We start from the raw sequence: 13,813 nt of genomic DNA on the forward strand, positions 1-13,813 counted from the left end.
GGACAGCGACGGTGGTGCGCCTGATGGAACCGGAGACGGTGCGCGTCTCGGACGTAGACTGGGCCGCGATGACCGACGACCTCGCTCTCTCGAGCGATTCCCCCGACCGCCTCTTCGAGGAGCAGGCGCTGCCGTTCATGGACCAGCTCTATGCCGCGGCGCTGCGCATGACGCGGAATCCCTCGGACGCGCAGGACCTCGTGCAGGAGACTTTCGTCAAGGCGTACGCCGCCTGGGCCCAATTCCACCAGGGCACCAATCTCAAGGCCTGGCTGTACCGCATCCTCACGAACACCTTCATCAACAGCTACCGCAAGAAGCAGCGCGAGCCGTATCAGAGCCCCATCGACGACCTCGAGGACTGGCAGCTCGGCGGCGCCGAATCCACGACGGCGCGCGCGAGCCGTTCGGCCGAGGCCGAGGCGATCGACCACCTGCCCGACTCCGCCGTGAAGTCCGCGCTGCAGTCCATCCCGGAGGACTTCCGGATGGCGGTCTACTTCGCCGACGTCGAGGGATTCTCCTACCAGGAGATCGCCGACATCATGAAGACACCGATCGGGACCGTGATGAGCCGCCTGCACCGTGGCCGGCGGATGCTTCGCGATCTTCTCACCGACTACGCCCGCGACCGGGGGATCGCGGCCTCACCTGCCAGGAGCACACAATGACCGACTGCGGTTGCGACAAGGCCAAGAAGGACCTCGAGGAGTACCTGCACCACGAGTTGCTGGCCAACGAAGCCGCGGACATCCGCGAGCACATCGCGAACTGCGCCAGCTGCGCGGACGAGGAGCGCGTCGGCGTGGTGCTGATCGAAGCCGTGCAGCGCGCTTGCCGCGAGACCGCCCCCGAGGAGCTGCGGCTGCAGGTGCTGACGAAGATCCGTCAGCTGCAGACGCACGCGTAGGGGCTTCGAGACGGCGGCTGCGCCGCCTCCTCAGCCGACGGGGTGACGGCGGCTGCGCCGCCTCCTCAGCCGACGGAGGTGACGGCGGCTGCGCCGCCTCCTCAGCCGACGTCAGCGCGCTCGTTGAGGAGGAAGCGGGCGCCGACCGGGTCGGCGACCTCCGCCATCCGACCGAACGGGCTGTCCCACACCTCGCGCACGATCTCGCCGCCCAGCTCGCGCACGCGCGCGACGGATGCCGCCACGCCGGCCGTGCCGAAGTAGATCTTCCACTCGCCGGGTGAGCTCTCGGGCAGCGCATCCGTCGCATCGAAGACGCCGCCCACCACGTCGCCCGGCTCGCCCGGGCCGAAGGTCGTGTAGCGGAACGCGTCGCTGTCGCTCATCACCGCGGTCGCCCAGTGCAGCACCTCGCCGTAGAAGGTGAGCTGCAGCCGGTAGTCGCCCGCATGCAGCTCGGTGTAGACGACCGAGCCGACCTCGCCCCACAGCTCGTAACCCGACATGGTGCCGGGCTCCCAGGTGCCGAAGACCGCCCCTGCGGCATCCGCGAAGATCGCGAGCGTGCCCGCGTCGCCCACGGGAATCGGCGGCGCGAGTACGCGCCCGCCCGCCGCCGTCACCGCCGTCGCGGTGGCACCGGAGTCGGCCGTCTGGAAGTACGGCTTCCACAGCGGCCGCTCGCCCTCGTTCCAGGTGGGGCCGACCGCGGCGACCGGCTTGCCGTCGTGGAAGAAGGTGACGTAGCGGCCGTACTCGCCGCCCGGCGCGTACGGCGTCCAGCCGAACAGGCCCTGGTAGAACGCGAGCGACGCGTCGACGTCGGGGCTCGTGGCATCCGCCCAGATAGGCAGACCCGGGGCTCGTCTCGGCGCCGGCATCGTCACTCCCCGAGGGTGAGGGCGCGCTTGAGCAGGTCCGCCTGCTCGACCGCGTGGCGCTTGGCGGCGCCGACCGCGGGCGAAGCGGATGCCGGCCGCGAGACGACCCGGAAGGAGCGCTTGCCCGAGCGCGCGGCGGCCTCCACCATGTACGGCGCGGCACCCTGGTTCTCCGGCTCGTCCTGCACCCACACCAGCTCGGCGTTCGGGTAGCCGGCGAGTACCGACTCGAGCTCCTGCTTCGGCAGCGGGTAGAACTGCTCGAGGCGCACCACCGCGAGCTGCGGGTTCGGCGACTTCGCCAGCTCGCCCTTCAGGTCGTAGTAGAGCTTGCCGGCGCACACCAGCACCCGGCGCACCGCCGACTTGTCGGCGACATCGGGGTCGTCGATCACCGGCTCGAAGCGGCCCGAGGTGAACGCGGGCAGGTCGCTGGTCGCCCCGCGCAGGCGCAGCATCGCCTTCGGGGTGAAGACGATGAGCGGCTTGCGCGGCCGGGCGTAGGCCTGGCGGCGCAGCAGGTGGAAGTAGGACGCGGGCGTCGAGGGCCGGGCGACGGTCATGTTGTTCTGCGCGCACAGCTGCAGGTAGCGCTCGATGCGCGCCGACGAGTGGTCGGGGCCCTGGCCCTCGTAGCCGTGCGGCAGCAGCAGCACGACCGAGGAGCGCTGGCCCCACTTCTGCTCGCTCGAGGCGATGTACTCGTCGATCACCGTCTGCGCCCCGTTGGCGAAGTCGCCGTACTGCGCCTCCCACAGCACGAGCGCCTCCGGGCGCTCGACCGAGTAGCCGTACTCGAAGCCCATCGCCGCGTACTCCGACAGCAGCGAGTCGTAGACGTAGAACCGGGCCTGGTTCTCGGACAGGTTGCCGAGCGGCACCCACTCCTGCCCGTTCACCTGGTCGTGGAGGACGGCGTGGCGCTGCGCGAAGGTGCCGCGGCGCGAGTCCTGGCCGGCCAGTCGCACCGGGGTGCCCTCGAGCACGAGCGAGCCGAAGGCGAGCAGCTCGGCGAAGCCCCAGTCGATGCCGCCCGAGCGGCTCATCTCGACGCGCTTCTTGAGCAGGGCCACGAGCTTCTTGTGCACCGTGAAGCCGGCCGGCGGGTTGTCGAAGGCGTCGCCGACGGTGCGGATGACCTCCTCCGACACCCCGGTGCTGGCCAGCTCGCCGGCGGGGGCGTCGGCCGGGGCATCCGGCTGCGTGATCACGGGGATCGGCGAGGTCTGCGCCTCGTGCGTCTCGGCGAACGCCCGCTCGAGGCGTTCCTGGAAGTCGCGGTGGGCGGCCTCGTACTCCTCTTCCGTGATGTCGCCGCGGCCGACCAGCGCCTCCGTGTACAGCTTGCGCACCGAGCGCTTCGCCTCGATCAGGCTGTACATCAGCGGCTGCGTCATCGACGGGTCGTCGCCCTCGTTGTGGCCGCGGCGGCGGTAGCAGACCAGGTCGATGAACACGTCGCGGTGGAACTTCTGCCGGTACTCGAAGGCGAGCCGCGCGACGCGCACCACGGCCTCCGGGTCGTCGCCGTTCACGTGGAAGATCGGCGCCTGGATGGTCTTGGCCACGTCGGTCGAGTACACCGAGCTGCGCCCCTCGTCGGGCGAGGTGGTGAAGCCGACCTGGTTGTTGATGTTGACGTGGATGGTGCCGCCGGTGCGGTAGGCCCGCAGCTGCGACATCTGCAGCACCTCGGCGTTGATGCCCTGGCCGGCCAGCGCCGCGTCGCCGTGCACGAGGATCGGCAGGGTGAGGAACGTCATCGGCGGCCGGCGGTCCTGCTTGGCCCGCACGATGCCCTCGAGCACGCCGTTGACGACCTCGAGGTGGCTGGGGTTGGCCGCCACGTACACCGGCACCTCCTTGCCGTCGGGCGCGGTGAACACGCCCTCGGTGCCGAGGTGGTACTTCACGTCGCCCGAGCCGGAGCCCTCGAACTGGCCCTCGAACTCGCGGAAGATCTGGCCGTAGGTCTTGCCCGCGATGTTGGTGAGCACGTTGAGGCGGCCGCGGTGCGCCATGCCGATCGCGACGCCGTCGAGACCCTCGTCGGCCGCGCCCTGCAGCAGCGTGTCGATGAGCGGGATGGTGGACTCGCCGCCCTCGAGGCTGAACCGCTTCTGCCCGACGTACTTGGTCTGCAGGAAGGTCTCGAACGCCTCGGCCTCGTTCAGCTTCGACAGGATGTGCAGCTGCTCGTCGTGCCCCGGCTTGACGTAGGGGCGCTCGAGCTTGCTCTGCATCCACGCCCGCTGCTCCGGGTCCTGGATGTGCATGTACTCGACGCCGACGGTGCGGCAGTACGAGTCGCGCAGCACGCCGAGGATGTCGCGCAGCTTCATCTCGCCGTAGTTGCCCGCGAAGCCGCCGGCGACGAAGGTGCGGTCCAGATCCCAGAAGGTCAGGCCGTGGCTCTTGATCTCCAGGTCAGGGTGGGTGCGCTGCTTGTACTCGAGCGGGTCGATGTCGGCCATCAGGTGGCCGCGCACCCGGTACGAGTTGATCAGCTCGTGCACGCGTGCCGTCTTGTTGACCTGGTGGGCGAGGTCGACGTTGATGTCCTGCGCCCACACGATCGGCTCGTAGGGGATGCGCAGCGCGGAGAAGATCTCGTGGTAGAAGTCCTGCTCGCCGATCAGCAGCTGGTGCACGATCTTGAGGAACTCGCCGCTGCCCGCGCCCTGGATGACCCGGTGGTCGTAGGTGCTGGTCAGGGTGATCGTCTTCGAGATGCCGAGGTCGACGAGCGTGTCGGGGCTCGCGCCCTGGAACTCGGCCGGGTACTCCAGCGCGCCGGCGCCGATGATGCAGCCCTGCCCCTTCATCAGGCGCGGCACCGAGTGGACGGTGCCGATGCCGCCGGGGTTGGTGAGCGAGACGGATGCCCCGGAGAAGTCGTCCGCGGTGAGCTTGTTGTTCCGCGCCCGCTTCACCAGGTCCTCGTAGGCGGCCAGGTAGTCGCTGAAGCTCAGCGTCTCCGCCCGCTTGATCGCGGGGACGAGCAGCGAGCGGCTGCCGTCGGGCTTCGGCAGGTCGATCGCGATGCCGAGGCCGATGTGCGCGGGCTTCACGACCGACGGCTTGCCGTCGACGACGTCGTAGTAGACGTTCTGGCTCGGGAACTGCTTCAGCGCCTTGATCAGCGCCCATCCGATGAGGTGGGTGAAGCTGACCTTGCCGCCGCGGGTGCGGGCCATGTGGTTGTTGATGACGATGCGGTTGTCGATCATCAGCTTGGCCGGGATCGTGCGCACGCTCGTCGCGGTCGGCACCGTGAGGCTCGTGTCCATGTTGGCGGCCAGCGACTTGGCCATGCCGCGCAGCGGGGTGACCTGTGCGGCCTCGGGCGCCTCGTCCTTCTTCGGGGCCGCCGCCGGCGCGTCCGCCGGGACCGGGGTCGGCCGGGGCGCGACCGACGTGGTGCGCGCGACCGGCTGGCCGGCCGGGCGGGGCGCGGATGCCGGGGCCTGGGGCTGCTCAGCAGCCTGGGTCTGCGCGGGGGTCTGTGCCGGGGCCGGGGACTGCGTCGTCTGCGCGGGCGCCGGAGCCGCCGCTGCGGGCTGCGGGGGTGCGGCCGGTGATGCCGAGGAGGCGCCGCCCGAGGCATCCGCCTTCTTCTGCTCCAGAATCGGCCACCACGACTGGTCGACCGAGTTCTTGTCGACGAGGTACTGCTCGTAGAGCTCTTCGACGAGCCAATCATTGGCGCCGAACTTGCCCTCTTCCGTTCCCGTCAACTGGCTTGCCACAGCCGATCGCCCACCTTCTCCATTGACGTGCAAATGATTCGACACCGGGCGCACGCCCGTGTGCATCAACGGGTCTCAAGCCTAGTCCTCCGCGGTACACCCTTGGCGACGAGGCCCCCGGGGTGGCGCAGCCCGCGGCACGGCATAGCCTCGTAACCATGAGGTTCTACGGCGAGGCGCCCCACCACGACCTGACGTACTCCGACGTGTTCCTGGTACCCAGCCGCTCGGGCGTCACGAGCCGGCTCGACGTGGATCTCGCGCCCGGCGACGGCACCGGCGCGACCATCCCGATCGTCGCGGCGAACATGAACTCGGTCACCGGACCGCGCCTCGCCGCCGCCCTCGCCCGCCGCGGCGGCATCGGGGTGCTGCCGCAGGACATGCACCCGGACGAGCTGGACGCGGCGATCCGCTGGGTGAAGGAGCAGCCGACCGCGTTCGACTCGCCGCTCGTGCTCTCGCCCGACGACACCGCCGCCGACGCCCTGCTGCGCATCCCGCCCGCCCCCGGCCACGGCATCGTGCTCGAGGACGCGGGCGGCGAGTACCTCGGCACCGTGCCGGCGCCGCGGCTCGCGCACGTGCCGCCGGACGCCCGCCTCGGCGACCTCGTGCACGGCGACCTGACGGCGCTCGAGGCGGCGCAGATCCCCGACGGGCGCGCCGCCTTCGAGCTGCTCGAGGCCTCGGGCCTCGACTTCGCCCCGGTGGTCTCCGGCGGCCGCGTCGTTGGCACCCTGTCGAAGACCTCGGCGCTGCGCTCCACCATCTATCGGCCCGCCGTCGACGACCAGGGGCGGCTGCGGCTGGCCGCGGCCATCGGCATCAACGGCGACGTGGTCGGCAAGGCCCGCGCGCTGAAGGAGGCCGGCGTCGACGTGCTCGTGCTCGACACGGCGCACGGCGATCAGGACGGCATGCGCCGCGCACTCTCCGCCGTCGCCGGGCTCGACCTCGGGCTGCCGCTGGCCGCCGGCAACATCGTCACCGCGGCCGCCGTGCAGGATCTCGTCGCCGAGGGCGCCGACATCCTCAAGGTCGGCGTCGGGCCCGGCGCGATGTGCACCACGCGCATGATGACGGCGGTGGGGCGGCCGCAGTTCTCCGCGGTGCTCGAGACCGCGGAGGCGGCGCGCGAGCTCGGCAAGCACGTGTGGGCCGACGGCGGGGTCAGGTACCCGAGGGACGTCGCGCTCGCGCTGGCCGCAGGTGCGGCATCCGTCATGATCGGGTCGTGGTTCGCGGGCACGATCGAGGCACCCGGCACGCTGCACACGGATGAGTCGGGCCGGCTGTACAAGGAGAGCTGGGGCATGGCCTCGACCAAGGCCGTGAAGGAGCGCTTCGAGCGGCTGTCGGCCTACGAGCGGGCGCGCAAGGAGCTGTTCGCCGAGGGCATCTCGTCGTCGAAGATCTACCTCGACCCGCTGCGCCCGTCGGTCGAGGACCTGCTCGACATGATCACGACGGGGGTGCGCTCGTCGTTCACCTACGCGGGGGCGCGCACGGTGGCGGAGTTCCACGAGCGCGCGCTCGTCGGGGTGCAGTCGGCCGCCGGCTACGAGGAGGGCAAGCCGCTGCCGGTGAGCTGGTAGGGCGGCTCCTGTCCTGTTTGCGCTACTCATACCGACACGCGCCACTTGCACGACAGGCGCGCCAGTCCGGGTCAGTAGCGCGAGCGGGGGCGCTGCGGCAGACCCGCGTCGCGCAGAAGCCGCGCGAAGCCGGGACGGTGGGCGAGCAACGCCGGCTCCCAGCGGGCGAAGTCGGCGCCGAGCGCACGGATGCGATCCTCGCGGCGCTTCTCGGCGATCACCGCCTGCGCCGTCGTCCTTCTGTGCAGCAGCTCGGGTTTGAGGTACTTCCCCAGACCGTCGCACTCGCCGGCGAGGCCGTGTTCCGGCCACCAGAAATCGGTGTCGCCGACGTGGCCCGATCGGTCGAACCACGGCTGCTGCAGCACCGGCTGCGGAAAACCCAATTCGTGGATGAGCACCCGGCTCTCCGACTCGCGCACCGAGTCCGAGAGCGTCGTCGAGAACTCCGCGACGCGGCGCATCTTGCCGAACGCGTAACGGCCTCGCTGCTCGTCAAGTTCGGCGGCGAGGTCCGCCATCGTGAGCAAGGGCGCGGGCTTCCGCTTGCGATGCAGCGCGGCGTCGGCCAGTGCAACCGCCGGGGCGAAGGGGGCCATGCGGGCGACGTCCATCACCGTGCGCGCGGGCGAGGTCACGAGGAATCCCGCGACCTCGACCACCTCGTCGTCACGTAACGCCGCGCCGTAGCGTTGCACGTTTCCGGTCGACCGGCCACCGCTAGCGGGCGGGATCGTCACCTGCACCCGGCGAGGCCACGCGTGCAGACTAGGGAGACCGAGAAGGGCCGCCGCTGAGAAGTGGGAGAACACGACGTCGGGCTCCATGGTCGTGGCCATGCCGACGACGAATGCGCGGAAGCGGTCGTCCGGGCCGAGACCCTCCCACCGCCCGCGGTCGAGGAACACGGATGGCGCCACCCTGACGTACTTGCCCTTGCCGGCGTCGCGACGGATCGCGGTCGACTCCGTCGCCCGGCCCCGCGCGTCGCTCGTCAGTTCCAGGCCGAGTTCCTGAGCGGCGGCGAATGCGTGTGAGCGGTCCATGGCGCACGATGATGCGGGATGCGGGTCTCCTCCGGGCGCGAGGGGTGCGGCATCCGTGAAGAACCCGTTGGTGGTCTCAGCTGTGCAGGGGAAGTCGCGCCTCTCGAGCGCGAGCGGTTGCGCTACTCCGGCAGACACCCGCTACTTCCACACCAGGCGCGCCAGTCGGTGCGAGTAGCGCAAGCGGTGCCGCGGCGGACGGCGCGAGCGGGGGTGCGGCGGATACACTGAGGCGACCATGGACGAACCCCCGTCTGAGCCGATCGGCCATAGTACGAAGCCCGTGACCTCGGGATCGGCGCCGCGTGTCTGAGTGGATCCTCCTCGCCATCGGCGTCGTGCTCACCGTGGGAACGGGCTTCTTCGTCGCCAGCGAGTTCGCGCTGGTCAACCTCGACCGCGCCGACCTCGAGGCGCGGCGCGATCGCGGCGAGACCCGCCTGTCGATGACGATCGCCGCGCTGCGGCACACCTCGACGCACCTCTCCAGCGCGCAGCTCGGCATCACGCTCACCACGCTGCTCACCGGCTTCACCCTCGAACCGTCGATCGGGGCCCTGCTCGCGCCGCTCTTCACGGCTGTGGGGCTCGCGGATGCCGCATCCGTCGGCATCTCGTCCGTGATCGCCGTCGTGATCGCGACCCTCGCCTCGATGATCATCGGCGAGCTGGTGCCCAAGAGCTTCGCGCTCGCCCTGCCGATCGCGACCGCCAAGCTCGTGATCCCGTTCCAGTCGGCGTTCACGACCGTGTTCCGGCCCGCGGTCGCGCTGCTGAACGGCTCGGCGTCGGCGGTGCTGCGGCTGTTCGGCGTCGAGGCCAAGGAGGAGCTCTCGGGCGCCCGCAGCGCCGAGGAGCTGAGCGCCCTGGTGCGCCGCTCTGCCGAGCAGGGCATGCTCGAGAAGGACACGGCGAGCCTGCTCGACCGCACGCTGATGTTCTCGGCCCGGGTCGCCAGCGACGTGATGACCCCGCGCCCCCGGCTCGAGACGGTGCGCCGCGACGACCACGCGGATCACGTCATCGAGCTGGCCCGCCAGACCGGGTTCTCCCGGTTCCCGGTCGTCGACGACGGCATCGACGACATCGCCGGCATCGTGCACGTCAAGCAGGCGGTGGCCGTGCCGCGCGAGCGCCGCGCCCGGGTGCCGGTGAGCGCGCTGCAGGCCGAGGCGCTGCGCGTGCCCGAGACGATGCGGCTCGACGCGCTGCTGTCCGAGTTGCGTGCCCGCAGCCTGCAGATGGCCGTCGTCGTCGACGAGTACGGCGGCACGGCGGGCGTCGCGACCCTCGAAGACCTCGTCGAGGAGCTCGTCGGCGAGGTGAGCGACGAGCACGACACCGGCCCGATCGACATCGTGCGCGGCACCGGCGACGCGGCCGGCGTGGTGCAGTTCAGCGGCATGCTGCGCCCCGACGAGCTGCTCGACCGCGCCGGCGTCGAGGTTCCGGAGGACGACCGGTACGAGACGGTGGCGGGCTTCGTGATGGCGACGCTCGGGCGGCTTCCCGAGCCGGGGGACGAAGTCGCGGTCGCCGGGGGGATGCTGCGCGTCGAGAGCCTGGACGGGCGCCGGATCGACCGGCTCTCGTTCACGCCGGGGCGAGCGGATGACGCATCCGTCGCCCCTGCCGACGCGGGCGGCCGGGGCGGTGATCGTCGTGCCTGACTGGGCCGGGATCGTCTGCCTGGTCGTGCTGCTTGCGGCCAACGCGTTCTTCGTCGGCGCCGAGTTCGCCGTCATCTCCGCCCGCCGCTCGCAGATCGAGCCCGCCGCCGAGCGCGGCAAGCGCAGCGCGGTCACCGCCCTGTGGGCGATGGAGCACGCCACCCTGATGCTCGCGACCACGCAGCTGGGCATCACGGTGTGCTCGCTGCTGATCCTGAACGTGTCGGAACCGGCGATCCACCACCTGCTGGAGGGCCCGCTCGCGCTGACCGGGCTGTCGGAGGACGGCATCGGCGTCGCCGCGTTCGTGATCACCCTGGTGCTCGTGTCGTTCCTGCACGTCGTGCTCGGCGAGATGGTGCCGAAGAACCTGTCCTTCTCCTTCCCGGACCGCGCCGTGGTGCTGCTCGCGCCGCCGCTCGTCGCGGTCGGACGCGTCGTGCGGCCGATCACCCGGGCGCTGAACGCCACCTCGAACGGAGTGGTGCGGCTGTTCGGGGTGACGCCGCGCGACGAGGCGGTCTCGGCGTTCACGCTCGAGGAGGTCGAGACGATCGTCGAGCAGTCGACCCGCGAGGGCGTGCTGCAGGATTCCACCGGCACGCTTTCGAACGCGTTCGAGTTCAGCATGAAGCGCGCCAGCGAGGTCAGCGTGCCGCTCGACAAGCTGGTGCGGCTGCCGGCGACCGCGACGCCCGCCGACGTCGAGCGGGCGGTCGCGAAGAACGGGTTCTCGCGCTACGTCATCGAGGACGACCAGGGGCAGCCGTCGGGCTACGTGCACCTGAAGGACGTGCTCGAACTCGAGGGGGAGGCGTTCGACCGGCCGATCCCCGCGGCGGCGATCCGGCCGCTCGTGGTGGTCGCCGACGACGCCGAGATCGAGGACGTGCTGGCCGTGCTGCGGCGCCGGGCGACGCACCTGGCCCGGGTCGTCGATGCGGCCGGTGCGACGGTCGGCGTGGTGTTCCTCGAGGACATCCTCGAGGAGCTCGTGGGCGAGGTGCACGACGCGACAGTTCGTTCTTCGCGCCGGTCCTAGCCCGGCGCGAGTCGCTGCGCTCAGCGGCGAGCAAGTCGCCGCTTCGCTATGGCGGGTTCGGTGCACACGTCGCGAGTGCAGGTTGGTCGCGCCGGTCCTAGCCCGGCGCGCGCGGTGTTGCGCTACTGAGATCCGCAGTGCGCTACTCGGATACGAGTCGCGGGGCGCGGATCCGAGTAGCGCAAGGCGGGGCGCCGTGCGGCGCGACGGATGCTAGAGCTTCGCGCGCTCGTATTGCGGCTGCCAGGCGGCGGCCGGCCCGTCGACGCCGAGGGTGCGCGCCCAGCGCAGCGGCGTGTGCGGGTCGCGCAGCGCCTCCCGGGCGATCAGCACCGCGTCGGCCTGGCCGCTCGCGACGATCTGCTCGGCCTGCTCGGCGGCGTTGATGATGCCGACCGCGCCGGTCGGCACCCCGGCCAGCGACTTCACGTAGTGGGCGAAGCGCACCTGGTAGCCCGCCCCGACCGGGATCTGCGCGGGAGCGTTCCCGCCGCTCGAGACGTCGAAGAAGACCGCCCCGGCGTCGCGCGCCCAGCCGGCGACGGTGGCGGTGTCGGACTCGGTCCAGCCGCCGGGCGTCCAGTCGGTGGCCGAGAAGCGGACGAAGACGGCGGCGCGGCCGGCCACGGCATCCGTCACCGCGTCGACGACGCGCACGAGCAGCCGCGCGCGGTTCTCGAGCGCCCCGCCGTACTCGTCGTCGCGCGCGTTCGACAGCGGGGAGAGGAACTGGTGCAGCAGGTAGCCGTGGGCGGCGTGCACCTCGAGCACGTCGAAGCCGGCACGGATGCTGCGCTCCGCCGCCGCCCGGAAGTCGGAGACGACCTTCTCGATGCCCGCGGCATCCAGCGCCTCGGGCGTGTCGTAGCCGGGGTAGGGCGCCGCCGAGGGCGCGACGGGCCGCCAGCCGCCCTCGTCGGCCGGCACCGTGCCGTGCCTGCCCTCCTGGCCCCACGGAGCGTACGTCGAGGCCTTGCGGCCGGCGTGCGCCAGCTGGATGCCGGCCTTCGCGCCGCGCTCGTGCAGGAACGCGACGATGTGCGCCCACGCGGCCTCCTGCTCGTCGTTCCACAGCCCCGTGTCCTGCGGGGAGATGCGACCCTCGGGGCTGACCGCCGTCGCCTCCGTGATGACGAGCGAGGCGCCGCCCGAGGCGAGCGAACCGAGGTGCACGAGGTGCCAGTCGGTCGGCACCCCGTCGCGCTCGTGCACCGAGTACTGGCACATCGGGGCGATGAAGACGCGGTTGCGGAACTCGACCGGGCCGAGGGTGAGCGGGGTGAACAGCTGGGAGGGCATCGGGTCCTTCGCGTGAGGTCGGAGGTCGGATGGTCGACGCGCGCGGTCGGGCTACGCGGCCAGAGACGCGAGGAACGCGCGCAGCGACTCGGGGTCGGTGAACACGTGGCCGGTGATGCCGAGCGCCTCGGCGCCCTGCACGTTGTCGGCCCTGTTGTCGGTGAACACGGCCTCGGCGGCGGTGATTCCGAGGTCGTCGAGCACGTGCCGGTAGATCGCCGCCTCGGGCTTGAGCAGCTTCAGCTCGCCGGAGACGTAGAACGCGTCGAAGAAGTCGGAGAGCGGGCCGTGCCGGAAGTAGCTGCCGAAGTCGGGGCCGGCGTTCGACAGCAGCGCCATGCGGGTGCCGCCCGCCCTGAGGTCGGCGAGCACCTCGATCGTGCCTGGGTTCACGGTCAGCCAGCTGCGGAAGTCGGCGGCCCACAGCTCGTGGATGCGCGCGTCGTCCCACCGGGCGCCGCAGTCGGCGGCGATCGCCTCCCAGTAGGCGCGCACCCCGGCGGTGCCCTGGTCGAGGCCGTCGCGGTGCGCGAAGTAGGCGGGCCAGAACACGTCGCTGTCGACGCCGGCGAGCGCGCGGATCGCCTCGCGGTCCTCCGGGCTCGGGGTGAGCGAGATGACCTCCCCGTAGTCGAACACGACGGTGCGGCCGGGCAGGGACAGGGGAGTGCGGGTCACGCATCCGAACCTATCGTGGAGGCATGACGGCCGAGCGCGAGTGGACCGAGGACGACCTGGCGCGGATCCTGCGCGCCCCCGGCCCCGACGACGACAAGTACACCCGGGGCGTGCTGGGGGTCGCGACCGGGTCGCAGCGCTACCCGGGGGCGGCGGTGCTCGGCGTCGAGGCCGCTGTGCGCACGGGCGTCGGCATGGTGCGCTACCTCGGGCCGGAGGCGCCGTCGCGGCTCGTGCTGCAGCGCCGACCCGAGATCGTCACCGGCGCCGGCCGGGTGCAGGCGTGGCTGGTCGGCTCCGGCATGCCCGCCGCGAGCGAGCGGGACCACGACGACGAGCTGCGCGTGCTCACCGCGATGCGCGCCGGCGTGCCGGTGGTCGCCGACGCCGGGGCCCTCGACCGGGTCGCCGACGCGAAGGGCCCCGTGGTCGTCACCCCGCACTACCGGGAGCTGGAGCGGGCGCTGGCCGACTCGCGCGCGCCGCTCTCGCTCGACGAGATCCGATCGGATGCGGCATCCGCCGCCGCCCGCGCCGCGGACGCGCTCGGCGTGACCGTGCTGCTCAAAGGCTCGCGCACCCACATCGCCTCCCCGGGCGGGGAGCCGATCGTCGTCTCGCTCGGCACCCCGTGGCTCGCCACGGCGGGCAGCGGCGATGTGCTGGGCGGCGTGCTCGGGGCGCTGGTCGCCGGGCACTCCTCGTGGGTGGAGGCGCGCGGGCACGCCGCGCTGGCCGAGCTGGCCGCCTCGGCGGCGGCGCTGCACGGGCTGGCCGGGCGCCGCGCCTCGGCCGGCGGGCCGATCGTCGCGCTCGACATCGCGGCGGCCCTGCCCGCGACGGTCGCCGAGCTGCTCGCCGCGCGCCGGTAGCGGCCCGGCCGGCGGCCCGCGGGTTTGCGCTACTCGCATCCGCCGTGCGCGCCTCGTTGCCGAGTAGC

At 71.8% G+C, this 13,813-nt stretch carries 11 protein-coding genes; 6 read left to right on the forward strand and 5 right to left on the reverse strand.

From position 1 onward, the window contains the following. Window positions 1–68: 68 nt before the first annotated feature. Window positions 69–671 (forward strand): sigma-70 family RNA polymerase sigma factor, encoded by a 603-nt coding sequence (locus tag H563_RS0105545; protein WP_245556820.1) that lies wholly within the window; start codon window positions 69–71, stop codon window positions 669–671. Next, window positions 668–910 (forward strand): zf-HC2 domain-containing protein, encoded by a 243-nt coding sequence (locus H563_RS0105550; RefSeq protein WP_022881613.1) that lies wholly within the window; start codon window positions 668–670, stop codon window positions 908–910. The genes H563_RS0105545 and H563_RS0105550 overlap by 4 nt, the downstream gene beginning before the upstream one ends. 101 nt (window positions 911–1,011) lie before the next feature. Here H563_RS0105550 and H563_RS0105555 read toward each other — a convergent pair whose 3' ends face one another. After that, the gene (locus H563_RS0105555; RefSeq protein WP_027479140.1) at window positions 1,012–1,791 is read right to left on the reverse strand and encodes a VOC family protein; all 780 of its coding nucleotides are present in this window, start codon (window positions 1,789–1,791) and stop codon (window positions 1,012–1,014) included. A gap of 2 nt (window positions 1,792–1,793) precedes the next feature. Continuing rightward, window positions 1,794–5,540, reverse strand: a complete 3,747-nt coding sequence (locus tag H563_RS0105560; protein ID WP_027479141.1) for a multifunctional oxoglutarate decarboxylase/oxoglutarate dehydrogenase thiamine pyrophosphate-binding subunit/dihydrolipoyllysine-residue succinyltransferase subunit — start codon at window positions 5,538–5,540, stop codon at window positions 1,794–1,796. 158 nt (window positions 5,541–5,698) lie between these two features. Between H563_RS0105560 and guaB1 the strand changes: the two genes are divergently transcribed. Then, entirely contained in the window at window positions 5,699–7,138 is a 1,440-nt protein-coding gene (guaB1, locus tag H563_RS0105565) for a GMP reductase (protein ID WP_022881616.1), read from the forward strand. A 71-nt stretch (window positions 7,139–7,209) separates the two neighbouring features. Here guaB1 and H563_RS15235 read toward each other — a convergent pair whose 3' ends face one another. After that, on the reverse strand, window positions 7,210–8,184 hold the full coding sequence (locus H563_RS15235; RefSeq protein ID WP_022881617.1) for a type IV toxin-antitoxin system AbiEi family antitoxin domain-containing protein: 975 nt from the start codon (window positions 8,182–8,184) through the stop codon (window positions 7,210–7,212). A gap of 305 nt (window positions 8,185–8,489) precedes the next feature. On the opposite strand from H563_RS15235, the gene H563_RS15240 reads away from it, so the two are divergent. Beyond that, a complete protein-coding gene (locus H563_RS15240) occupies window positions 8,490–9,854 on the forward strand; it encodes a hemolysin family protein (RefSeq protein ID WP_022881618.1) in 1,365 nt (454 codons plus the stop codon). Continuing rightward, window positions 9,847–10,896: a hemolysin family protein gene (locus H563_RS0105580; RefSeq protein ID WP_027479142.1), complete on the forward strand. Its 1,050-nt coding sequence runs from the start codon at window positions 9,847–9,849 to the stop codon at window positions 10,894–10,896. Before H563_RS15240 ends, H563_RS0105580 begins: the two co-directional genes overlap by 8 nt. Window positions 10,897–11,109: 213 nt before the next feature. Here H563_RS0105580 and H563_RS0105585 read toward each other — a convergent pair whose 3' ends face one another. Continuing rightward, entirely contained in the window at window positions 11,110–12,195 is a 1,086-nt protein-coding gene (locus H563_RS0105585) for an NADH:flavin oxidoreductase/NADH oxidase (RefSeq protein ID WP_022881620.1), read from the reverse strand. A gap of 51 nt (window positions 12,196–12,246) precedes the next feature. Then, on the reverse strand, window positions 12,247–12,873 hold the full coding sequence (locus H563_RS0105590; protein WP_022881621.1) for an HAD family hydrolase: 627 nt from the start codon (window positions 12,871–12,873) through the stop codon (window positions 12,247–12,249). Between the two features lie 23 nt (window positions 12,874–12,896). On the opposite strand from H563_RS0105590, the gene H563_RS0105595 reads away from it, so the two are divergent. Further along, entirely contained in the window at window positions 12,897–13,745 is an 849-nt protein-coding gene (locus H563_RS0105595) for an ADP-dependent NAD(P)H-hydrate dehydratase (protein WP_022881622.1), read from the forward strand. Window positions 13,746–13,813: the final 68 nt, after the last annotated feature.

This window comes from Gryllotalpicola ginsengisoli DSM 22003 (assembly GCF_000419445.1).
GTDB classification, from domain to species: Bacteria; Actinomycetota; Actinomycetes; order Actinomycetales; family Microbacteriaceae; genus Gryllotalpicola; species Gryllotalpicola ginsengisoli.

Coding starts and splice junctions, on each gene's coding strand:
- H563_RS0105545 (WP_245556820.1), top strand. CDS start 69: ATGACCGACGACCTCGCTCTCTCGAGCGATTCCCCCGACCGCCTCTTC.
- H563_RS0105550 (WP_022881613.1), top strand. CDS start 668: ATGACCGACTGCGGTTGCGACAAGGCCAAGAAGGACCTCGAGGAGTAC.
- H563_RS0105555 (WP_027479140.1), bottom strand. CDS start 1,791: ATGCCGGCGCCGAGACGAGCCCCGGGTCTGCCTATCTGGGCGGATGCC.
- guaB1 (WP_022881616.1), top strand. CDS start 5,699: ATGAGGTTCTACGGCGAGGCGCCCCACCACGACCTGACGTACTCCGAC.
- H563_RS15235 (WP_022881617.1), bottom strand. CDS start 8,184: ATGGACCGCTCACACGCATTCGCCGCCGCTCAGGAACTCGGCCTGGAA.
- H563_RS0105585 (WP_022881620.1), bottom strand. CDS start 12,195: ATGCCCTCCCAGCTGTTCACCCCGCTCACCCTCGGCCCGGTCGAGTTC.
- H563_RS0105595 (WP_022881622.1), top strand. CDS start 12,897: ATGACGGCCGAGCGCGAGTGGACCGAGGACGACCTGGCGCGGATCCTG.